Source organism: Vibrio hangzhouensis (genome assembly GCF_900107935.1).
GTDB lineage: Bacteria > Pseudomonadota > Gammaproteobacteria > Enterobacterales > Vibrionaceae > Vibrio > Vibrio hangzhouensis.
The window spans coordinates 173,738-195,307 of record NZ_FNVG01000002.1 but is presented as its reverse complement, the minus strand read 5'-3'; the positions used below and the strand labels follow the sequence as shown (position 1 = coordinate 195,307).

The 21,570-nt window shown below is 46.1% G+C and carries 20 protein-coding genes; 11 read left to right on the top strand and 9 right to left on the bottom strand.

Going from position 1 to position 21,570, the window contains the following annotated elements:
• The gene (locus C4S60_RS23425; protein ID WP_146060843.1) at positions 1 to 183 is read right to left on the bottom strand and encodes a hypothetical protein; all 183 of its coding nucleotides are present in this window, start codon (positions 181 to 183) and stop codon (positions 1 to 3) included.
• 603 nt (positions 184 to 786) lie between these two features.
• On the opposite strand from C4S60_RS23425, the gene C4S60_RS02715 reads away from it, so the two are divergent.
• On the top strand, positions 787 to 1,887 hold the full coding sequence (locus C4S60_RS02715; protein ID WP_103878787.1) for a carbohydrate porin: 1,101 nt from the start codon (positions 787 to 789) through the stop codon (positions 1,885 to 1,887).
• Between the two features lie 82 nt (positions 1,888 to 1,969).
• Here C4S60_RS02715 and C4S60_RS02710 read toward each other — a convergent pair whose 3' ends face one another.
• Together C4S60_RS02710 and C4S60_RS02705 are read right to left on the bottom strand one after the other, a co-directional pair.
• Positions 1,970 to 3,103: a conjugal transfer protein TraF gene (locus tag C4S60_RS02710; RefSeq protein WP_103878786.1), complete on the bottom strand. Its 1,134-nt coding sequence runs from the start codon at positions 3,101 to 3,103 to the stop codon at positions 1,970 to 1,972.
• Between the two features lie 255 nt (positions 3,104 to 3,358).
• Entirely contained in the window at positions 3,359 to 4,729 is a 1,371-nt protein-coding gene (locus tag C4S60_RS02705; RefSeq protein ID WP_103878785.1) for a YjiH family protein, read from the bottom strand.
• Between the two features lie 297 nt (positions 4,730 to 5,026).
• Between C4S60_RS02705 and C4S60_RS02700 the strand changes: the two genes are divergently transcribed.
• The 8 genes from C4S60_RS02700 to C4S60_RS02665 all read left to right on the top strand — a co-directional run bounded on the left by C4S60_RS02700 (position 5,027) and on the right by C4S60_RS02665 (position 12,743).
• Positions 5,027 to 5,653: a hypothetical protein gene (locus C4S60_RS02700; RefSeq protein ID WP_103878784.1), complete on the top strand. Its 627-nt coding sequence runs from the start codon at positions 5,027 to 5,029 to the stop codon at positions 5,651 to 5,653.
• A 123-nt stretch (positions 5,654 to 5,776) separates the two neighbouring features.
• Positions 5,777 to 6,085 carry an isoamylase early set domain-containing protein gene (locus C4S60_RS02695; protein WP_103878783.1) on the top strand — a complete coding sequence of 103 codons (309 nt, stop codon included), beginning with the start codon at positions 5,777 to 5,779 and terminating at the stop codon, positions 6,083 to 6,085.
• Between the two features lie 250 nt (positions 6,086 to 6,335).
• Positions 6,336 to 7,556: a peptidoglycan DD-metalloendopeptidase family protein gene (locus C4S60_RS02690; protein WP_341865959.1), complete on the top strand. Its 1,221-nt coding sequence runs from the start codon at positions 6,336 to 6,338 to the stop codon at positions 7,554 to 7,556.
• A 27-nt stretch (positions 7,557 to 7,583) separates the two neighbouring features.
• Complete coding sequence (locus C4S60_RS02685; RefSeq protein ID WP_103878781.1) at positions 7,584 to 7,934, top strand: hypothetical protein; 351 nt, start codon at positions 7,584 to 7,586, stop codon at positions 7,932 to 7,934.
• A 132-nt stretch (positions 7,935 to 8,066) separates the two neighbouring features.
• Complete coding sequence (locus C4S60_RS02680) at positions 8,067 to 9,428, top strand: DUF1800 domain-containing protein (RefSeq protein ID WP_103878780.1); 1,362 nt, start codon at positions 8,067 to 8,069, stop codon at positions 9,426 to 9,428.
• 6 nt (positions 9,429 to 9,434) lie between these two features.
• The gene (locus tag C4S60_RS02675; RefSeq protein WP_103878779.1) at positions 9,435 to 10,568 is read left to right on the top strand and encodes a DUF1501 domain-containing protein; all 1,134 of its coding nucleotides are present in this window, start codon (positions 9,435 to 9,437) and stop codon (positions 10,566 to 10,568) included.
• A complete protein-coding gene (locus tag C4S60_RS02670; protein WP_103878778.1) occupies positions 10,565 to 10,876 on the top strand; it encodes a hypothetical protein in 312 nt (103 codons plus the stop codon). The genes C4S60_RS02675 and C4S60_RS02670 overlap by 4 nt, the downstream gene beginning before the upstream one ends.
• A 274-nt stretch (positions 10,877 to 11,150) precedes the next feature.
• A complete protein-coding gene (locus C4S60_RS02665; RefSeq protein ID WP_160111323.1) occupies positions 11,151 to 12,743 on the top strand; it encodes an ATP-binding cassette domain-containing protein in 1,593 nt (530 codons plus the stop codon).
• Between the two features lie 36 nt (positions 12,744 to 12,779).
• Here C4S60_RS02665 and C4S60_RS02660 read toward each other — a convergent pair whose 3' ends face one another.
• Both C4S60_RS02660 and C4S60_RS02655 read right to left on the bottom strand, forming a co-directional pair.
• Positions 12,780 to 13,127, bottom strand: a complete 348-nt coding sequence (locus C4S60_RS02660) for a DUF4870 family protein (protein ID WP_103878776.1) — start codon at positions 13,125 to 13,127, stop codon at positions 12,780 to 12,782.
• Positions 13,128 to 13,249: 122 nt separating this feature from the next.
• Positions 13,250 to 14,410: an MFS transporter gene (locus C4S60_RS02655; protein WP_103878775.1), complete on the bottom strand. Its 1,161-nt coding sequence runs from the start codon at positions 14,408 to 14,410 to the stop codon at positions 13,250 to 13,252.
• Between the two features lie 254 nt (positions 14,411 to 14,664).
• On the opposite strand from C4S60_RS02655, the gene C4S60_RS23485 reads away from it, so the two are divergent.
• On the top strand, positions 14,665 to 14,832 hold the full coding sequence (locus C4S60_RS23485) for a hypothetical protein (protein ID WP_160111322.1): 168 nt from the start codon (positions 14,665 to 14,667) through the stop codon (positions 14,830 to 14,832).
• Between the two features lie 11 nt (positions 14,833 to 14,843).
• Here the strand turns inward: C4S60_RS23485 and C4S60_RS02650 are convergent, their stop codons facing one another.
• From C4S60_RS02650 to C4S60_RS02635, 4 genes are all read right to left on the bottom strand, one after another.
• Positions 14,844 to 15,752: a DUF808 domain-containing protein gene (locus C4S60_RS02650; protein WP_103878774.1), complete on the bottom strand. Its 909-nt coding sequence runs from the start codon at positions 15,750 to 15,752 to the stop codon at positions 14,844 to 14,846.
• 158 nt (positions 15,753 to 15,910) lie between these two features.
• Complete coding sequence (locus tag C4S60_RS02645) at positions 15,911 to 16,627, bottom strand: GntR family transcriptional regulator (RefSeq protein WP_103878773.1); 717 nt, start codon at positions 16,625 to 16,627, stop codon at positions 15,911 to 15,913.
• 233 nt (positions 16,628 to 16,860) lie between these two features.
• Complete coding sequence (locus C4S60_RS02640; protein WP_103878772.1) at positions 16,861 to 18,222, bottom strand: phosphohexomutase domain-containing protein; 1,362 nt, start codon at positions 18,220 to 18,222, stop codon at positions 16,861 to 16,863.
• Positions 18,223 to 18,224: 2 nt separating this feature from the next.
• Complete coding sequence (locus C4S60_RS02635) at positions 18,225 to 19,571, bottom strand: glycosyltransferase family 4 protein (protein WP_103878771.1); 1,347 nt, start codon at positions 19,569 to 19,571, stop codon at positions 18,225 to 18,227.
• A 283-nt stretch (positions 19,572 to 19,854) separates the two neighbouring features.
• Between C4S60_RS02635 and C4S60_RS02630 the strand changes: the two genes are divergently transcribed.
• Positions 19,855 to 21,552, top strand: coding sequence for an alpha-amylase family glycosyl hydrolase (locus C4S60_RS02630; RefSeq protein ID WP_103878770.1), 1,698 nt, complete (start codon positions 19,855 to 19,857; stop codon positions 21,550 to 21,552).
• The last annotated feature ends 18 nt before the right edge of the window (positions 21,553 to 21,570 follow it).

The window sequence follows — 21,570 nt, the reverse complement described above, 5'->3', positions numbered from 1 at the left end:
TTACCGATAATGTCTTCTTTCCCCATTCAACTCACGTAGCATAGTGAGCTCTTCATCGGTTAACAGTCGTTCAATCCGTCGCTGACAGGACAGTCGTTCAACGTAGCGTTTTACGTCCCTCAGTTGGTCTGTATTCAAATGATGCATGGCGTTAACGATGTCTTTTTCTAGCGTTTGATTCATATCGGCACCACCTCTTTATTACGTCATACTTCTAACTTAGACCATATGCGACTAATGGCAAGATTTCGTCTGTTTGTTCGCATTAATAATGCCAGTTTCTTATTTGGTGATTTTCTATACACCCCTCTATTTTGATTAAATTGTCCGATTCTGTGTTGTTAAAGTTGAGCTGATAAGGATTGCTGCTAACAGAAATGCAGGAAATTTAGTACTAATATTTAACGCGCACTTAAAGTTTGATTAATAACTCTATCTGTGATCATGATCACTGAAATGCCGTTGTCATCAGAAAAGTTCCCCTAAATTGCCTCAAGAAATATATTTAAAGCTAAATGTATATTTATTTATACTTATGTCTTTGATTTTTAGTGCTTTTATTGTTTTTATAAAAACGTGATTTAGATAGGCATTTTCAAATTATTAGGATTGCTGGTAGGGCCAATTTTGTTGAAAATTTCTCTCGTTCATTCGGTACATGATTTTCAAGCTCTTGAGTGATGTAACTGGTGAATGAGTTTCTAGGTGTTTTCCAAGCTTATTCACGACAACTCGAGAGTTTTAAAAAAATAATAAAATAGTTAATTACAATCCTTGGGGTTAATAATGAAAAATACTTTCAAACTATCGCTAGCTGCAGTTCTTGTTTCTTCAGCTATGGCTGCTAACGCTGGTATCAGCATCGTAGATAACGAGCAAGGCAACTTCTCTATCGGTGGTGACGTTGAATTTGACTTCAACTTCCAGGACCGTGAGGGTCAAGCGGATAAAGAGTTCAACCAGACAGGTCGTATTCTTCTTGAATTCTCTGGCGAGCGTATCACAAACACAGGCCATGTTTTCCAGGTAAATGTTCAGCCTTTAATGGGTAGTGACGGTCAGGTTAACCTTGATGATGCTTGGTTCGCATTCGGTGCACAAGATGGTTGGAACTTACGTATGGGTCGTTTTGAAGCGTTCGATATGTTCCCAGTAGGTCAGGACACCTTCCTTGAGTATTCTGGTGATACTTCTAACGACCTAGTATCTAGCGATGCACCATATGTTTATCAAATGAAAGAAGGCCGTGGTCGTGGTTCTGACGGCCAAATCATGTACAGCCAGTCATTTGACAACCTATATTTAGAACTTGCATCTATGATTGGTGACCGTTCAGTGCTGTTTGCTGGTGACCAATATCATGGACAGCAAATCAAGAGCTCAAAAGATGCAGTACTACTTCGTCCGGTAGTCGGCTATCAAGCAGGTAACTTTGGTATCGCTGCTTCTATGGAAGCGAACCTGGTTAAAGATGCAGTAGTTGTTGCAGGTACAAATGGTGATGTAGATGTTTCTGACCGTCTGGGCTACGGTGTGACCGCAAACTACACAACCGCTGACTGGAACCTAATTGCAAACTTCGCATACATGGACGCAGTTGACGAAACGAACATGACAGCGGGTGTGAACGCGCTGTATAAAGGCTTCGGTCTAGGTTATATCCACGCGAACAATGACTATGAAAGCAACAAGATTGATTACACAACAGGTAAAGCGAAAGTAGATACGGTTTACGCATCTTATGAGTTTGCTGACGTACTTGCGGTAGACGACTTCTCTATCTATCTAGGTGCTTACTACACGAAAGTAGATGACCAAACTGCAGATAGAATCTTCGAAGAAGATACAGACAAAGGTGTTCGTGTACGCTTCAAGTACTTCTTCTAAGCGCTTAGCCGTATAGAACAGATACACTGCCTTAATGAAAAACGGAGCCGATTGGCTCCGTTTTGTCGTTTCTTAATAGCTATCAGAAGGTGAACGCCAGATTTGCCGATGCACCCACTTGGTTACTGCCTGCGTAGCTACCGGCTAGGTCTAGACTGACTACGTCAAACGGGCTCAAGCCGATACCAGCGGTAATAGCGCTGTCCGCATTGTCCTGCATATCAACCTCATAGCCGGCACGCAATTGCGCCCAATCCCAGGCATTGCCTTCTATACCGAAACGAAGGTATTGGGTTTCGTCATTGAGTGAGGCGAAGCGTTCCTGCTTGGTCAGTTCGATATCCACGGCCGCAGTAATAAACTCACCGTTGTAGGCCGTGCCAACGGTCACCATAGGATTTAGTTTGTAGGTGTCGATTTTTTGCCCGCTGACGTTGTTGACATCAACTTCTTGAGCCAAAATATCACGAACAGCCAGACCCATACGCCAATTGTTGTAGTTCCAGGCGGCGCCTAAGTCGAAGTTGAAAGCGCTCTTTTCAACCATGCTGTCTTCTGCATTATCGGCGTCAAAGTCGGCGACACTCGCAATCAATGCGTAAGTGCGAAGTTTTTGAAACTTGGGGGTAATGCCAAACGAAACATCTTGATTAGCAATAGTGAAGCTCTTTCCCATTGCTAGCCCAAGCTCTGCACTGGCAAACGCTTGCATTTGTACAAGAGAACTTGTATAGCTGTCCTTTACGATTATAGGTGCTGCAATCGCCTCGGCGTAGCCTCGAGCATAGAGGTTAGTCGATACAAGATGAGAAGGGATAGCAAGCGCAAAGCCAAGTGTGGCAGTCACCGTTGTTGGCTTATTACCCTCGAGTTGATCGAGCAGACGATTGATTTCAGTTAGTATATCTGGATCTGTCTGCCCATCACTTTCATACCGTTCAATTAGCGATTGTAGATCGTTCAGTGTCGAGATACTGTCATCACTATCGCGGCCCTCACCGCCTAAGGTCGGCAGCAATAGCCCGACATCGTCGCTCTCGTGAAAGCTCGCGGCCAATGCGGGGTTATAGAGCCCTGCAGTCAGGTAATCGGCGGAAGCCACCCCAGTGTTGCCCATAGCGGCTCCACGGGCTTCGATCATATTGTTTGCTGCATTCGATATAAACGGCGTAGTGGCAGTCAGCACACTCATAGCCAAAAGTGTCATTCGTTTCATTATTCTTCCCTGCGATTGAATCGCAATGTGGACTCTTTATCCTAAGAGCCTTAGTTGTTTTATTGGCGATGACTTAACGTCATTGCTCCACTGCAAAGACTCGCACATTGTGCGAGTGTTCACATACTAAACAACCCATTAATAAAGTAAATGACATGTCTTTCTGATAGCTATGGAAAATAGATATTCGTTCACAATTGTTGTCTGATATAAAAAAAGGCTCGCCGAAGCGAGCCTTTCAAACGTGATCGATGACTAGAATATCAGGTGAGCAACCCCGGCGATCACTGGTAGGGTGATCAGAGTACGCAGAATGAAAATCGCGAATAGCTCAACGATGTTGACAGGGATGCGGCTACCTAATAGCAGGGCACCTACTTCAGACATATAAATCAACTGAGTAACAGACATTGCTGCAATCACAAAACGCGTCATTTCGTTGTTGATAGAGGCTGCCAGAATCGATGGGATAAACATATCGGCAAAACCAACCACCATAGTTTTTGACGCGGCAACCGCTTCAGGCACACCAAGTAGCTCAAGATAAGGGATAAACGGCATGCCCAAAATCTCGAATACTGACGTGTATTCAGCGATAACCAGAGCGACAGTACCCAGACCCATAACAACAGGGAGCACACCAAATACCATATCAACAGCGTTTTTGATGCCTTCACCAAATACAGACTTCACGGAAGTTACTTTGCCAGCACGTTTAAGTGCCAGATCCATACCCCAAGAGAAGGTAGAGTGGCCTGTTGGAATGACTTCGGCGTCCTTTTCTGGTTTGGTTCCGTCGATAAACACATCTTTCTTGTTACGCAGCGGCGGTAAGCGCGGAATAATAATCGCAGCCACCACACCAGCGAGGCAAATCGCACCATAGAATGGAAGGAACAGGTGTTCCAGTTCGACCTGAGCAATAACCACCAGGCTGAAAGTAATAGAAACCGCAGAGAAGGTGGTACCAATTACCGCCGCTTCACGCATAGTATAGAATTTACTTTCATACTGTTTGCTGGTCAGCAAGATACCGACACTGCCGTCACCAAGCCAAGAAGCCATACAGTCAATGGCACCACGACCTGGCAGGTTAAACACAGGGCGCATGATTTTGCTCAGTAGAGCGCCAAACAGTTCTAGCAAGCCAAAATTGAGAAGTAGAGGAAGCAGTAGACCGGCAAAAATGAATACGGCGAACAGTGTCGGAAGCAGGCCTTCCAGAACCAACCCACCGGTGTTTTCTTCCCAGATAGCCTCAGGGCCCACCTGAAAGTAAGTCATTACTACAGCAAGACCACCAATCACACGCACAGCAAGCCACATTGGACTAGGGTTGAAAAGGCCGTTTAAAAATTCGTTATTGCTGATAAATGCAGGCTTGAACACTCGGCTCAGAATGGACGCCACTGCCATCAACGCAATAATAGCGGTAACCAGAGGGACTATGAAATCACCAACAGCAGCTTGCAATGACTTCGCCAATACGGCGACAGGTATGGTTAAACCGCCATCGTAGCTGATTGGCGCCATAAACAGGAACAGACCGATAAGTGACGGGATGAAGAACATCCAGAAGTTGCCTTTCTTACCAGTTTCAGGCACTGATTGAGCACTATTTTGCATTTTTTTCTCGTGTGACAAGTAGTTAGTAATGGACAATTCCGTTGCCTATTTATTCACTAAACATCCATATTTGCTCATTGTGCGCAAGATTACTGCTTTTTATGGGTGATGGCAATACTATTCATCAATAAAGACTAAATATTCACGATAACTGACTAGCCAGGTTAATAATATGCAAAAGAATGTATTAATAGAAAATAAAGCAATTTCATTGAGTATAGTGGCTAAACACGCTTTGAGCTTGTCTGAGAAAACGCTAAACTTAACCATGAAGTTAAATTATTGAGAATAATAATAATGCCCAGTAAGAAGCTCCCCGTTCCATTGATTCTTTTTATCCCTCTTTGCCTTCTAGTCATCGTTATAGGAGCTGGTGTTTATCGCTTCTCGTTAACGGATGAGGAGATCATGGCAAAATTCCCTTCTCAGCAAGCGGTAGTACATGATGATGTCGTGGAAACCATATTGGGATTGAAAGTCGCCAATCCTTGGACGATACAGGTACCGGAAACCAGCGCCTTTTCATTGCTGACTGATATCGATGCCGAAAAACAGGTCGCTGCTGGTAGCTATGATGATGGTATGGCGCGCGGTAGTGTTTATCTTCTCTACAGATACAAGCAGTTGGTGTACGAGAACAATGTTCTGAAAGCAGCGCTGGTGCCGTTTGCTGTCAGTAACCAGGGATCTGGGGTCTTCTATTATCTCGGTGTTTTCCAATGGGATGAAACGAGACAAAGGGTTATCCTCGCAGACGCCAAATTGGCGGGAGACAGGGTTGATATTCAGTCCCTGACGTTAAATGGTTCTCAGGTTGAGTTTCTGTATAAGAGCCATGGCCCGGAGCAGTCGATGGCAGAGCCTCCCAATTTGGAAGGTACGTTGTCTTGTATACTGGAAAACAGTCAACTGACAGGATGTTAATTGGATTTTGTTTCTATAAGTAACCGATATATATCTTTATTACATATGGTGTTGAGAATGTGAGCTTGATTACATAATATGGGGTTTTGATGTTGTTATTTTTTTAGACAAACGGAGCTTGCGATGATCAATAAGCGTTTTTTTAAAACTAAAGATGAAGTAGAAGTGACCTTTGAGCTTGATGGCAAAGATGTCCAGAGTGCGGTACTTATGGCGGAGTTTCACAACTGGGAACCTGTGCCAATGAAAAAGGTAGCGAAGACCAAATCGTTCAAATACAAAACGCGTCTTCCGAAGAATGCGGAATTTCAGTTCCGCTATCTGGTGAATGACACTGTTTGGGTTAACGATGCTGAGGCGGATCAGTACGTGCCAAATGACTTTGGTGCTGACAACTGCATCGTGAAAACGAACGAAGTTTGTGAAGCTTAGTTATCAATAATCCTGTTAGCCCGAAAAGCGAAGCGACAAGCTTCGCTTTTTTACACTCTTATCACATCTTTTACCTTTCTTTTCACGACATTCTGGTGCAATTAGCGATAGAAACGATTACTCTTAAGGCTTATCACTAACGAAATGCATCGGAACCATTGTGCAATCGAATCAACCTACAGGCGGCCTAAGCGCAGCAAGGACTCCGTCGAAAAAATTAAAACGCGGTCTCGCTTTTAGCGTGCCTTTTGTGGCTGCGTTTATATTTCTACATAGCTTACCAGGATCCAATCTCAACGGTACGGTCGAGCTGGACTTAAATGACTCGCCGATTGCAAAAGTTATCAGCCCTGAAGGGGTAGAAAAGGAATTACCGCAAGCAGAGTTGCCACCCAAATATGCCTATACAGTGCAATCTGGTGACAGTCTGAGCCAAATTTTTGATCAGCTTGGTTTCCCGTATAGAGACATGATGTCGGTGATGGAAACTGATCTGGATTACCTCGTTCTTGATACCATTCGCCCAGGCGACAACATACGTCTTTGGCAAGATGAAGCGACAGGGGCACTGGCAAAACTCGAAATTGCCCGAAGCATTGCTGAAAAGGCCCTTTATCAGCGCCTTGAAGATGGCAGTTTTGAGTTTAAAGACATTTCCATCCCTGGAGTGTGGGAGTCGGTCGCCATGGTCGGGGAGATTAATGGCAGCTTTTCAGCATCGGCAAACAAACTGGGTCTTAATCCAAGAGAGATCGACCAGGTTGTGACACTCCTTAAAGATAAGATCAGTTTCACCCGTGACCTTCGAGCAGGTGACCGTTTTGAAGTGGTCAAGAAAAGTCAGTTCGTAGAAGGAACACCTACGGGAAATTCTGAGATTCAGGCGATAAAGATCTTTAACCGCGGCGCGATGTACTCAGCGTATCTGCACAGCAATGGGCAATATTATGATGCGAAGGGTGATAGTCTTCAACGAGCGTTTATGCGCTACCCGGTGAAAAACCACCGTGTTACTTCTAGCTTTAATCCAAACCGAAAACACCCGGTTACGGGGCGGGTTGCGCCGCATAATGGCACTGATTTTGGGGTTCGCACCGGGACGAATGTTTACACCACGGGCGATGGTGTCGTTTCTATGGTCCGTAACCATCCTTACGCGGGCAAATACGTCGTAATTGACCATGGTGGTCCCTACAAAACACGCTATTTGCATCTGAGCAAAATTTTGGTTCGAAAAGGCCAAAAAGTGACGCGTGGAACGCGTATTGGTCTTTCTGGGGCTACAGGGCGGGTAACAGGACCTCATCTGCATTACGAATTGATTTCTCGTGGTCGACCAGTTAATGCTATGCGAGCGAACATTCCTATGGCAGACTCTGTGCCCAAGAACGAACTCAAGCAGTTTATCGCTCGTCGTGACGAGTTAGATGCCATGCTTGAAAGACAAGAGACAAAACTGGCGAGCTTGTAGGCTTCCAGACATAAAATGGTGTAATGAATGCAACAACTAGAATTCCAATTGCTCGTCATGCAACTGTGTGAGTTTAAAACGCTTCCAGACGCTCTGAATAAACTCAAAAGTGTTGAGAATCCAGAGATCGTCGAGGCAGCTAACAGTCTGAGCGGTCAGTTTGCGTTGGCAGATGTGGATGGTGAACAGCGTATTTATCACGTGTTTACTGACGTAGACGACAATGGTGATGAGCAAGAGTATGTCGAGTACATCATGAATGAAGGTGACGACGTGATTAAGTTCGTTGCCTGGTTCTTTGATGCAATGTTCGACATTAAGCAGAGTGAAACCTACAAGACGGCAGGTAAAACGTATAAGCAGCCTAAACGCTCGTAATAGCGGGTTGGCATATGCAGTAATTAAACGGCGCTCTGTGAGAGCGCCGTTTGTCATTTTATCGTCAGAGCAGTTGTGCAATTTTTGCTTAGTGTGTAATGCTTTATCTATTACGGGCTATGCGAGGTTGTCATGGAAAATACGGATACTGCTCACTACATTACTGCGCAGCGCTTCGGTTTGGGACCGCGGGTTGGCGATGCAAAGCCAGAGTTGATCCCAAAAGAGCAGCTTAAATCGCAGCCGTATGTTCACAACGCCATAACAGAACTCCCCACCACAATCGAAATCCTTGCTCGCCTTGGCGAGTTAAGCCGCCAGCGTAAAGCGGCTAAGACACAGGAACAGAAAAAGCAGTTTACCAAGTCCGGCAATGCGTTCTTTCAGGAGAGCTACCGTAACCTTGTTCATGCAAGAAACCTTCAGACTCTTCATACGCCCTTGAGTTTTCAAGAGCGGATCATTCAGTTCTGGAGCAATCATTTTACTGTATCTGCAGACACTCGCCGGGTTCGCCCAATCGCATCAGGGGTGGAAAATGAGGTGATACGTGAGCTCTGGAGTGTCGACTTTCCTTCGATGTTACTGGCCGTCTGCCAACACCCGGCGATGTTGATGTATCTGGATAACCATCAGTCCATCGGTCCCAACTCCAAGGCGGGACAAAAGCGCAATAAAGGGCTAAATGAAAATCTGGCTCGCGAGATCCTCGAGCTTCACACTCTCGGGGTAGATGGCGGCTATAGCCAAAATGATGTTATTGAACTGGCTGAAGGGATCACTGGATGGTCGGTGAGTTTGAAAGCCAGTAGTCCGGGTTACCGTTTTATTCCGGCGATGCATGAGCCAGGAGCGATAAAGGTACTGGGAACCATTTATGATCAGGAGGGAGAAGAGCAGGGGATAGCCTGCTTGCGTGATCTTGCCGCCCATGAGAAAACAGCCAGACATATTTGTTCCAAGTTAGTTCAGCACTTTTATGGTGATGGCCATTCGTCACTGGTCGAAGAAATGGCTCAGGTCTGGCTTGATAATCAGGGGATGTTGATCCCGGTGTACATTACGCTGCTCAACAGTCCACTTGCGAGTGTTGGTGAGCCATTACGCTACCGTACCCCCCAGGAATGGTTTTTTGCCGTGCTGAGAAGCGCTGATTTTGAACCGAATCAGAAACAGATGCACTCTATGCTCCGCCAGCTTGGCCAGGAGCCATTCATGGCCGGATCACCAGCCGGTTGGTCAGATAACGATGCCGATTTCAACAGTGCTTCTGCGTTAACTCAGCGTTGGCAGGTAGCGAATCAAATTGCAGCGTTAACGGTAAATCAGTTGAAGAGAAGCAAACGTAGCGTCGATGATAAGATTTCACAGATTATCCAGCGACTGTACGGTGATGAGGTGGATGAACATATCCTAACCGCGATGACCAAGGCGCAGGATCCGGCTTCTAAATTTGTTGTCCTTTGGATGAGCCCTCAATTTCAGTACAGGTAACCGATCATGAAGACACGACGACAGTTTCTAAAAGGTGTGAGTGCGGCTTCATTGGTCACTCTGCTCCCTGGACTTTCATTTGCCAGCACCCAGAGTCCAAATATTCTGGTTTGGGTCACATTAAGAGGGGCGATGGACGGGCTAAATGTTGTGGTTCCCAGTTTTGATGACGATTATCTCAAACTAAGGCCTAACATTGGGCTGACCAAACAGCAGTTAAAGGTGCTGGGCAACGGCTTCGGATTGCACCCTGCGTTGGAGAACTTACATTCCTGGTACCAAAACGATCAAGTGATCTTCGTTCATGCCTGTGCGACAGGGTATCGAAGCCGGTCGCATTTCGATGGTCAGAAAATCCTGGAAAACGGCACTGACGACCCCTTTACGACTGAGGGGTGGCTCAATCGCTTCCTTGCCAGTCAGCACAACAATCAGGCCATCGCGATTGATTCTGGGTTACCACTGATCGTTCAGGGGGAGGTGAAAGTGAGCAGTTGGTTTCCCCATAAGCTAAAGGCGGAAGAAGAACAGGCGCAGTTATTGTCTGAATTGTTTCAGACCGATGAACGCTTGTCAGCAAACTTTGAAGAAGCAATGAAGCTTGAGTCGATGGTGTTGGGGAGTAGCCAGAATAAGCAGTTTGTTAACCTGATGAAGCAGGCGGGCACCTTCATGACTGCACCTCAAGGTCCGAATATCGCCATTGTAGAACTGGGTGGATGGGATACCCACAGTGCTCAGGGGACCGTGAAAGGACGACTTGCCTCGCAGCTTACTAAATTCGATAAAGGTCTGGCGGCATTGAAAGAGGCTTTGGGCGATAAGTGGTCTTCGACAGTTGTTATTGCCGCAAGTGAATTTGGACGCACCGCAGCCGAAAACGGCACAAAAGGTACCGATCATGGAACGGGTAACGTGATGATTGTTGCTGGTGGTGCGCTAAAGCGTTCACAAGTGATAGCGGACTGGCCTGGTCTGGCGCAGAACCAACTCTATGAAGGTCGGGACTTAAAACCGACCAAAGACATAAGAGCGATTACCAAAGGTATATTGCGAGACCATCTCGGCGCGGATAATGACTCATTGAACAAAACGTTTCCCGCTTCAGAATCATTCCAACCTATCAAGATACTGACATGATGAGATCTAGAACTCTAATAACGATACTAAGTATAGTGCTCTCTCCATTTATCCAGGCCTCTTCACCGGATGCCTGGGAGGCGTTTCGTCAGAATGTAGCGATAGCGTGCACGGATAAGGCCAGGGAAACATTGTCGGAGATTCAGTTAAATGTCGATCCGTTTGGCAATGAAGATCATGGTATCGCGGTGCTAATTGGCAAAGCACGAGAAACAGCCGAATCTATGGTCTATGTCTGTCTCTATGACAAGCGCACACAAAAGGCGAATTTGTACGTAGAGTCCAGATTAGCTGAGTTTGAAATTTGACGGCACTTTTGTGCATTGGCTCAAATAATGACACCTCTTCGTTCCGATGGTCGATGAAACCACTGGTGCTGACCTACGGATTGGTTTATAACCTGACTATCACTTTCCAAGGAGTAAACGCCTAAATGAATAACTAACTCAATTTCGATCGTTTTTATACAAGTAACTTTTGAAATCGCAGAGTTAGTGGGCGTTGGCTCGTTCTATTTTTATTCTTCATTGAAATCAAAGGCATTCTGCTGCCAGACGTCACATGCTCTGCCAAGGAGGATGTATGACTGCATTTTTTGCGAATTCATTATCAAAACAGTTTCCAGATGGCGATAGCCTTTTTCAACGTGTGACGTTTTCGGTACCTTCTGGTCTTTGTGCTCTGGTGGGTCGAAACGGCTGTGGTAAGACTCACCTTGCCCGGCAACTTGCTAAACGTGACAGCCCGGATGCTGGATCGGTTGATTGGGGGCCGGGTATACGCTCGGTAGGATTCTATAGCCAAACAGAGTCAATTCATGACCTGAGTTTATCAATAGCCACTGTATTGGGAATTGAAGATAAACTCCGGGCTCTGCAACACATCGCCGAGGGAAGTACGGATGCATTTTGGTTTGATCATATTTCAGATAGCGACTGGGAGTTAGAAAGCAAAACACAGCAACTGATGCAGGTACTCAGGCTTCCCGGCAGCGTTCAGCGGACACTATCAGAACTCAGTGGTGGTCAACGTGCCATATTACGTTTATACGCATTGCTCAATCAGGAGCATGACGCCTGGATCCTTGATGAGCCCACCAATCATCTCGATAGTGAACATGTTCAGTGGTTAATCGATCGCATTCGTGCGCTCAATAAACCCGTTCTGTTGGTCAGTCATAATATTGCTCTGCTCAATCAGGTGGATAGCATCTATGAACTTTCCTCATTAGGACTCAGCCGTTACGGTGGCAACTATCAAGCCTATATTTGCGCCAAAAACGAGCGCTTGCAGTCACTGAGCCAACAGGAGAAGTCTTTACTGCGCGAGCGTTCCGTTAAGACTGAGAAAGCAAGGCAGAGGCAGGTTACTGCACAAAAACTGGCGACCAGAGGACAGGCAGCGCGGCGCAGCGGCAGCCAACCCAAAATCATTATGGATGGAAAAAAACAAGCGGCTCAGGTGGCGAACGCGGCGATCAGTGCTCAAAATGAACGACAGCTGACGCAACTCAATCAGAAAATTACTCAGGTAAGGGAACAGATTGAACAGAATAAACCTCAGCGTTGGTATACCAGTGACGCCCAGAACGACGGTAAGGCGCGCGTTCAGCTCCGTGACTATCGAAATGATCGGTTAGGCTGTGAGTTCTTAAGTGCCCACGTGAACACGGGCCAGCATGTTTGGATTAAAGGCCGCAACGGTACCGGTAAGTCGACGTTGCTGAAACAGATCTGTTCTGCCGGTGAGCAAGCGAGTGTTGACTCTGAGCGATTAAAAGTGAATGGTCGAGGCTATTATTTAGACCAGCACTTTTCTGCGCTTAATCCAGCACACACTTTGTTAGAGGCAGTGTGCAACGATTGTGAAGGTATGCTGATGCCAAGAGCTCGCACCCTACTGGCGGGCATAGGCTTTCGAACCGATACCGTCCACAAGCGAATTAGTACGCTGAGCGGCGGAGAAAAAATGAAAGTCGCTATGTTAATTGCATCTCATCAGAGTACTGTCGGCATCTTACTACTTGATGAGCCGGATAATCACCTTGATCTCGAGGCGAAAAGTCAGCTGGTCGACGCGATCAACGGTTATTTGGGTACGATGATGATCGTCAGTCATGATCTTGGTTTTATTGAAGAATTACGTATCGACCACATAATAGATGTCGAGCGGTAATCTGACAGAGAGGCTGTTTTCAGCCTCTCTTCATGGCTAATTGAAGCTACGGTTATCCATCAAACGAAGCCAGCCTTTAACGCACCGAAACAGAACCCATACGGATGTCGCGACGATAATCAGATATCCAATGCCGAACAGAGGCAGCGAAAATATACCAATCACAGTCAGGATAATGGAGGCCCAGAATATAGTGACGGCATTTTCTATATGGTCAGCAAAAATACTGCCTTCCGCAGCACCGCGTTTCAGCATAGCCAGCAAGCCCCCGGCAATGTAGAAAACTCCTGTGAAACTTCCCAAGATCAAGCATGCGTAGCAAATCAGAGCATTGCTTTTGGTTTTCTGATCCTGCTCAGAGAGTGAACGAGTGACTTCAGTCATAACGGTTCCCCAATTGTGATGTGAGGTTTCTGGGTATAACTATAGTCAGTATATAATTGAAATGACGCTAAACCAAAGCAGCGACTAAATCGATGCTTTGGTTTTATAGCGTTGTGAAGTTGTCATTCCCCGGCAACAAGATGCTTCTTGGTTCGGATACTTGCAATGAACATGTAGATCGCTGTCGCCATCATGGTAGCAAGTAAATAGGCCATCAGGCCCTGAGTGCCCTGCATAAACCAATCTGCGATTACAGGTCCGGCAACAGAGCCAATGCTATAACAGAACAGCATGACCTGAGTTGCTGAAACAATGAAGCTTTCGTCCAGTTTGTCACAACCCAAATTAATGGCTATTGGGTAAAGAGCAAAGGTGGCCATACCAATCAGAAATAAGCTGATTGCCAGCACGCTAAGCTCGTCACTGAGGACCACCAAACCGACGCCAAATACACCTAGTAGGCAAAACATTCCCATGAGTGGCGTACGTCCTGCCACTTTCAACAGTGGCGGCACAACAGTTTGCACTGCCATACCACCAAGAATGACCAGCGCCATGAGTGCGCTCAGGCTGCTTTGTGAAACGTCACGGTGAGTGAGCTCTACAGGCATCAGACCATAGATTGAACCAAGAGTCAGGCCTGACACAATACAGCCGATGATGGCGGCGTGATTGAGTTTGGCAATTTGCTTCAATGACAGGGTCTCAGAGTGAGCACTCTGTGGCTGCTGCGTTGGCACAAATATCAACACCAAAACAGCGGCACTCAGCATGGATAAGATCACCACAAACGGCAGGCTACCCTGAATACCGACAAAACCAATACCAAGCTGACCTAGCGCAGAGCCGCCATACAGAGAGCCCATATAAAGCCCAAGACGCTTGGCGCGACTGGACTCATCACCGACCAAAAGCCAGGACTCTACGATGACGAAGACGCCAGCGACCGCGATCCCTGCTACGAATCGAGCGACGAGCCAGACCCATGCCTCCGGGACAAGAGGTAGCGCGACGATGGTGGCAATAAATAGCGCAAGACAGGCGATAAAGGCGATACGATGACCCACATGCTTTACCGCAGGCTCAATGACAACGGCGCCCACTAGCAGTCCGGCATAAAACACACTGGCAAGCCAACTTGCGTTGCTTGCATCTATTCCGTATTCGCTAAGCATTAGCGGGATCAGACTCATAAGATAGCCTGATGCAACGGCATAAAGAGATAGCGCAATAACCGGGACCTTAAAGCCAGTTTTTACTGCGAACTCAGGTGTTTTTTCCACTAGCGGTGCCTCCAAATTCGGTGTTGGAAAGGGTAATTGAGTAAGGGGGATTGATTGACTTTTCGGCGCGACTATGAGGCTTTGATATGGCTTAGTAAAACGAAAAAAAATGATCTTCACGATAAAAAAACGTTATCGAAGTGGTGGGCTGAGTACGATGGGATTTCGGCATTAGTTTTATTTATGCAATTTGTTGTAATTCGTTGAAAAACGGGACTTTAATTTGACGTTCTTTATTAGGTTTCAGAAGGGTAATGAGATCACATCAACGAGTCTTAAACAGTGTAGGTGTCGATGGGCAGGTGCTGATTAAACTTGGTGTCGCTCTGTGTACATTGGGTTCTGTTGGAGCGTTGATTGATTATAGGCAAGCCGTAGGAAGTGCGAGCGCGATATTCGGACTTAACTACTATGCGTATTAAACAAGCGTCTTTTATTGGACGATTGCTTTGAGCTTCCCTATCAGCCCAAATGCGGCGACCACGATGAGTCCTGCGATGAGACCAATCAGGCCATTCAGTAACGCCGGTACGATAGCTTGTGCAAAAGAGACGTTAGGTATGTCCATGATAATGGGTTCAATTAAGTGATGTATAGCGGGAACGTTATGAACTACTATTCCGCCACCTACCAGAAACATCGCCGCAGTGCCAATGATCGTCAAGCCACGCATCAGTTTAGGGGCGAAGGCAATCAACCCGCGGCCAAAAGAGGCCAGAATACCTTTGCCCTGAGCTTTTCTGTCGAGATAGAAACCGAGATCATCAAGTTTAACAATCCCAGCGACCAGACCGTAGACACCGATGGTCATTAAAACGGCGATCAGACTGACAACCATAACTTGGATGCCGGTAGACTGCCCCTGTACCGTCCCTAAAGCAATGACGATAATTTCGGCAGAGAGGATAAAATCGGTTCGGATGGCACCGGCGATTTTTTTATCTTCGTACTCTTCCAATGACTCACCATGGAGTTCGGGCTGTATTTGTTGTTCGTGTTCTTTGCTGTGGAGCAACTTTTCCAGAATTTTCTCAGCACCTTCGAAGCAGAGAAACAGGCCACCGAGAAGCAAAAGAGGGTTGATGAGCCAGGGTGCGATAAAGCTGATAATCAGTGCTGCAGGCACCAGGATACATTTATTGCGAAAAGACCCCTTAGCGACAGCCCAGACAACGGGAAGCTCCCGATCTGCGGCGACGCCAGATACCTGGTGTGCATTGAGAGCCAGATCATCACCGAGTACGCCGGCGGTTTTCTTAGCCGCAACTTTAGAAAGTAGAGCCACGTCGTCCAGCACTGCTGTAATATCGTCGAGAAGTGTAAGCAGACTCAAACCAGCCATATTCGTCACCAATAATTGATAGGATTGCGCTACCCAGATAGACTCGTTTTGAGGCCTGCTTCTCGAGGTCACCTGAGTATATACATGTTAGCAGATGCAATATGGAATGAGAGTTCCTAAAGCGGTTTATTTTCTGTCAGAAAACGAATAGAGAAGTCCTACAACTTCACAAAGTTGGTTGCAAATTTATAGCCTTCCCAGCGATGCTTCACATTGGAATACTCGAAGATTTCTCCGTTATCCAGATAGACGATTTGTTCAACGTTAACCAGAGGCTCACCGACCACTATCGCCAACTCATTGGCATGCAACTCACTGGCTTTCACTACCGTGATCTCCATGGTTGAACTGTGGATCTTTAGACCAAGTTTGTCTGTAATGTAGCTGTATATGGAATCCTGCGCGTGTTCGCGCTTCAAGCCCTGAATGATGTTGATAGGCATGTAGGTTTCTTCCAGTGCCCCAGGAATGCCATCGATGATTCTTACACGCGTGGTTTTGTACAGCATGTCTTCTAGCTCGCAGTTGAGCCGTTCAGCCAGAAATTTGTCGGCAGGAACGACTGCAAACTCTAACACTTTGGTTTCCAGTGACTGTCCGTTTTTCAGGACATTCGCTTTGGTTCCGTAGAGGTGTTTGTATCCGCTTTTACCTAAGGGCCTTTTGACATAAGAGCCTGAACCCCGTTTTCTGACGACCAGACCATCTGCAACCAAAATATCCAATGCTTTTTTGATGGTCAGCTCACTACAGCCGAACTCTGTGGCCAACTCACTGCCTCCGGGGAGTTTTAGGTGAGTATTGTATTCACCTGAAAGAATTCTTTCTTTAATAGATTGATAGATATCGGAATATTTGGCTTTTGTCGTGGACATAGTGCTGGGCTTCTCGCAACATAACAGGTCCCCTTCATAGTAAGTCAAAATCCCCTCTGTTAAAACAATATGGTTATTTAAATTAAATTATATTGTTGATGAGCTCACTTTTGTTCATTTCTAGTTTATTGTCCGCGAAAGAATAAAACCCTAATGCAATGCATTAAATTATCGGGTTAGCTGAATTGACGGATGGAGACAAGGGCAGAGAGTATGACTCCCTGCCTCGAATGCTATTTGAGAAGATCTAACAGTTGTTGAGTTTTTTCAGACATCAGCGCGCTGTCTTGACGAGACTCAACGTTCAACCTGACAACAGGTTCTGTATTGGAGGACCGCAAATTAAAGCGCCACTCCTTAAACTCCATACTCAGTCCATCAGTGTGATCAATGGCAATCGCATCTTTTTCAAATGTTGCACGAACTCGCTCTATGGCGGCCTTAGGATCTTCTAGTTTAGAATTGATTTCTCCAGAAGACGGGAATGCGGCAATACGATCTGCCACCAGTCTGGAAAGAGGTTGTTGTTTTACTGACAGTAGTTCACTCACCAAGAGCCAGGGGATCATGCCACTGTCACAATAAGCAAAATCTTTGAAGTAGTGATGGGCACTCATCTCGCCGCCATACACCGCATCTTCCAATCGCATACGCTCTTTGATGAAAGCATGACCTGTTTTAGACATGATCGGAGTACCTTGATTCTCAGCGACGATGTCAATGGTATTCCAAGTTAAGCGAGGATCGTGAATGATTCGAGCATTTGGATTCTTCTGTAAGAACGCTTCTGCCAATAGACCCACAATATAGTAGCCCTCGATGAACTCACCCTGTTCGTCAAACAGGAAGCAGCGATCAAAGTCACCATCCCATGCAATACCCATATCAGCGCCGTGCTTTACAACCGCTTCAGAAGTGGCTGCGCGATTTTCGGGCAGCAGTGGATTGGGAATGCCATTTGGGAAGCTAGAATCAGGTTGGTGATGAACTTTGATAAATTCGATGGCAATGCCCAGCTTGGCGAATTTAGCTTCTAGATCGTCAATAACATGACCTGCAGCGCCATTGCCTGAATTCACTACCAGCTTAAGTGGCTTGATGTTGCTCGGAGTAATATAGCTAAGCAAATGCTCAGTGTATTCATCAAGATTGGATAGCTTTTTGTATTGTCCCACTTGAGCTATGGATTCAAAGTCATTTTGTTCAGCTAGTTTTTTGATGTCGTTCAAACCAGTATCACCACTGATTGGCTTACCATTATCTCGAACCAGTTTCATCCCATTGTAGTTAATAGGATTGTGACTTGCGGTGACTTCGATACCGCCATCTACGTCCAGTGACTGGGTCGCGAAGTAGATCTCTTCTGTACCTGTCATACCGATATCGATAACATCGGAACCTGCATCCATAATGCCACGCGCCAACGCGAGTTTTAGGCTTTCCGATGTTTCACGGACATCGCCACCGACAACCACGGTTTTAGGTTTCAGAAATTGCACATATGCTCTGCCAATGCGATACGCGATGTCCTCGTTGAGTTCGTCTCCCAATTTGCCGCGAATGTCATAAGCTTTAAAACAACTGAGTGCTTTCATGACTAGGCCTTATTCTTAAAAATGTCGGAAAGGATCGCTTTTAATGCGCTGTATGACAGGTGCTTTTCGGCAATAAGATAGTTGTGATCCATGTGAGAGCGTCTTGATTCAGCATCAAACAAGAAACGGACTGTTGTGTCGACAGCGCTCTCGAGTGTGTACGGTTCAATGGTCGCCAAACCCTGTTGGTTGACTTTGTGTTTGTTGCCCAGATCGATGATATCAAAACCATAATCGGCAATATCAAGATCGAACACCGGGTAGCGATAAACCGCCATTGGGACTTTCGCGACAAGTCCTTCAAGGAACTGATTTCCCCATCCTTCGAGCAGGCTAGGATAGGTGATGATGTCTGCATGTGAGTATACGTCCCACAAAGAATAGACTTTTTTCCTTTCTTTCTCACCACGAGAGTGACCGACCCAATCATTAATAAACAGCAGTTCCACGTTGCAGTTTTTGGCTTTTTCTTTCAATGAATCGAGGTAGCTGTCTTCTTCACACATTCCTGCAAACATAAGGATTAAGCGACTGTCAGTGGTAAATGTTTCTCCGTTGTAGAGCGTTTTTCCAATTAGTTCTTCACGCTGTTTGCTAATTGCATCGATCAAGTCGATTCCCAGCTCAATGCCTTTTCGGGCGACAATGCGTGTTGCCTGCAGAAAGATAATGTCGTTGGGTTTAATCGAAAATCGCTCACGAAGATCCTGATTATATTCGTCGATTTTCCAGTCACTGCCATCAAAGTCGAACACATTTGGCACGACAGTTGAGTCAATATCACGACGCGCTTTAAGTTCGGATTGAGCGATGCGATTGATGACACAATGCTCCACCAAAGGGTGCTTGGGAGGGAAAACCGTGTCGAGAAGATGTTGAATACCCTGAGAGGTTGGTGTTGAGTACTTTACTCGCTCCCAATGGAAGTCATGATGGTGGCAAATCACTCTTGTCTGAGTCGCTTCGACGGCTTTCATCAAACCGATAGCTGCGGGTAAATGATAACCTAATGACCACATGTTGTTAGGTACAATAATATCGATGTTACGTTTGCCAATAACCTCAATTATAGCCTGGGCAATCTCATTGGCACGCGCTTCGATGGCTTCTAACAAAACCGCTTCTGATGCGTAGTCATCACGACTGACATAGGCATTGTGTATGATATGGTCATTGAATGGCTCGAGGTAGTGGAGCTCAGGGACCAAATCGGCGCAGGTGCTACCTGCACTACCTGCCAGGTAGAACACCTTATGCCCCAAGCTTTCCAGTGCCCATTTCCATTTGTCCATTTCAAGTGATACACCGTCAGTCTCGCCGACGCGAAAGTGCGCAAGAAGGATATTCATTAGTCAGTTGTCCTTTAGTTTCTGAGCGTTTATTGGCGTAATCTAGTGCATTCTATAATTAGATTTAACGATGAAGTAGCAGAATAGTGATCAATTTCACGATAATCCAAAACCGGTTTTGGTCGTGGGGAAAAGTGAGATCTAGTTCAATAAATGGTCGCAAGAAGCAATGTAGACTTTTTCTAACTCAATAGTGATTCAGTGGCTAAGACATCAGCCACTATTTTTTTGAAAGGCACCAAAACCGGTTTTGGTTGTTAGATGTGGAAAGACGGATATCAAGATGGCTCTGGAACAAACGGCTTATTCTCAAGTAAAAAAAGACCTACAGCAAATATTGGCAGGTGTATATTCTCCTGCTCAATTGAACGACCTTATTCCAAAACTGGTGAAGATGGTCGAACAGCAACCTAGTTATGCAGATAAAAAGCAATGGGTTGACCAGAATGACATCATGCTTATCACTTATGGTGATTCCATCCGGCAAGAAGGTGAGGCGCCCCTCACTACCCTAAAAGCGTTCCTTAATGCTAACGCAGCGGATGTACTCTCCGCGGTGCACATTCTGCCGTGTTATCCGTACACTTCAGATGATGGCTTTTCCGTGGTCGATTATTGGAAGATCAACCCTGATCTTGGAGATTGGCAGGATGTTCTGTCTCTGTCCAAAGATTATGACTTAATGTTTGATGGCGTGATCAACCACATCTCCAAATCGAGTGATTGGTTTCAGGGTTATTTGAGAGGTGAAGAGCAATATCAACACTTTTTCACCGAAGCCGATCCTAGTCGCGATTACAGCTCCGTGACGCGCCCGAGAGCTCTGCCGCTATTGACGACATTTGAAACGGCTCACGGTACAAAACATATATGGACGACTTTCAGTGAGGATCAAATTGACCTGAATTTCCGTTGTCCTGAGGTGTTTCGGAAAATTGCAGAGTTGCTAATGTTTTACGCACAACAAGGCGCATCTTTTATTCGTCTTGATGCGATTGGCTTTATGTGGAAAGAACTGGATACACCTTGTATTCACCAGCCGCAGACACATGCGATTGTTCAGGCGCTTCGTGCCGTAATGGATGCGGTGGCACCTCACGTCAAACTGATCACTGAGACCAATGTTCCGCACCAAGATAACATCAGTTATTTCGGTAATGGTGAGAATGAGGCGCACTTGGTGTACCAGTTCCCGCTACCTCCATTGACACTGCATACACTGCAGACGGGCAACAGTGAGAAAATCGTAGAATGGATGTCGAGTCTGGAACCTTGCTCAGATAAAACCACCTTCTTTAACTTTCTGGCATCTCATGACGGTATTGGGGTTCGTCCGGTTGAAGGCATCTTGAGCAAGGTGCAGGTGGAGCATTTGCTGTCTGTTGTACAGAAAAACGGCGGAAGAGTCTCTTATAAAGACAATGGTGACGGCACGCAAAGCCCTTATGAGCTTAACATTAACTACTTTGATGCCATTCGCGACCCCGATGCCGACGATCTCACTAACCTGAACCGTTTCATGGCCGCTCAATCGATACTTATTTCTATGGCCGGTGTTCCGGGAATCTATGTTCACAGTCTATTGGGATCAGAAAATGATACCGAGGGCTTGGAACGGTTAGGCTACAACAGAGCGATTAACCGAGAAAAGCTGGTGCGTACAGAAGTGGAAGCGGAGCTTGCAAACCCTGACTCTCGTCGTGCTCAAGTTCTATCAAGTTTTAAACACCTTCTTGCTGTCCGTAAACAGCACGCAGCCTTCGCGCCAAGCGCAAGCCAGCGTGTTGTCACCACCAGCAATCAGTTAGTGTCACTGGTGCGCAACGAAGAAGTGCTAGTGGTGATCAATATTTCAAATCAAGCAGTCGAGCTCGTTACTGAAGAGGTGTTAGAAGGTATCACTCGCGATTTGATTTCTGGTGACGATGTAAGCGGTATCGTTACTGTACAACCATATCAGGTGATGTGGTTAACTAAGTAAATAATAAGGCCTGATGAA

Excerpts from the sequence above, each read along its gene's own strand:
- C4S60_RS23425 (WP_146060843.1), bottom strand. The coding sequence starts at position 183 with ATGAATCAAACGCTAGAAAAAGACATCGTTAACGCCATGCATCATTTG.
- C4S60_RS02715 (WP_103878787.1), top strand. The coding sequence starts at position 787 with ATGAAAAATACTTTCAAACTATCGCTAGCTGCAGTTCTTGTTTCTTCA.
- C4S60_RS02710 (WP_103878786.1), bottom strand. The coding sequence starts at position 3,103 with ATGAAACGAATGACACTTTTGGCTATGAGTGTGCTGACTGCCACTACG.
- C4S60_RS02705 (WP_103878785.1), bottom strand. The coding sequence starts at position 4,729 with ATGCAAAATAGTGCTCAATCAGTGCCTGAAACTGGTAAGAAAGGCAAC.
- C4S60_RS02700 (WP_103878784.1), top strand. The coding sequence starts at position 5,027 with ATGCCCAGTAAGAAGCTCCCCGTTCCATTGATTCTTTTTATCCCTCTT.
- C4S60_RS02695 (WP_103878783.1), top strand. The coding sequence starts at position 5,777 with ATGATCAATAAGCGTTTTTTTAAAACTAAAGATGAAGTAGAAGTGACC.
- C4S60_RS02685 (WP_103878781.1), top strand. The coding sequence starts at position 7,584 with ATGCAACAACTAGAATTCCAATTGCTCGTCATGCAACTGTGTGAGTTT.
- C4S60_RS02680 (WP_103878780.1), top strand. The coding sequence starts at position 8,067 with ATGGAAAATACGGATACTGCTCACTACATTACTGCGCAGCGCTTCGGT.
- C4S60_RS02675 (WP_103878779.1), top strand. The coding sequence starts at position 9,435 with ATGAAGACACGACGACAGTTTCTAAAAGGTGTGAGTGCGGCTTCATTG.
- C4S60_RS02670 (WP_103878778.1), top strand. The coding sequence starts at position 10,565 with ATGATGAGATCTAGAACTCTAATAACGATACTAAGTATAGTGCTCTCT.
- C4S60_RS02665 (WP_160111323.1), top strand. The coding sequence starts at position 11,151 with ATGACTGCATTTTTTGCGAATTCATTATCAAAACAGTTTCCAGATGGC.
- C4S60_RS02660 (WP_103878776.1), bottom strand. The coding sequence starts at position 13,127 with ATGACTGAAGTCACTCGTTCACTCTCTGAGCAGGATCAGAAAACCAAA.
- C4S60_RS23485 (WP_160111322.1), top strand. The coding sequence starts at position 14,665 with ATGAGATCACATCAACGAGTCTTAAACAGTGTAGGTGTCGATGGGCAG.
- C4S60_RS02650 (WP_103878774.1), bottom strand. The coding sequence starts at position 15,752 with ATGGCTGGTTTGAGTCTGCTTACACTTCTCGACGATATTACAGCAGTG.
- C4S60_RS02645 (WP_103878773.1), bottom strand. The coding sequence starts at position 16,627 with ATGTCCACGACAAAAGCCAAATATTCCGATATCTATCAATCTATTAAA.
- C4S60_RS02640 (WP_103878772.1), bottom strand. The coding sequence starts at position 18,222 with ATGAAAGCACTCAGTTGTTTTAAAGCTTATGACATTCGCGGCAAATTG.
- C4S60_RS02635 (WP_103878771.1), bottom strand. The coding sequence starts at position 19,571 with ATGAATATCCTTCTTGCGCACTTTCGCGTCGGCGAGACTGACGGTGTA.
- C4S60_RS02630 (WP_103878770.1), top strand. The coding sequence starts at position 19,855 with ATGGCTCTGGAACAAACGGCTTATTCTCAAGTAAAAAAAGACCTACAG.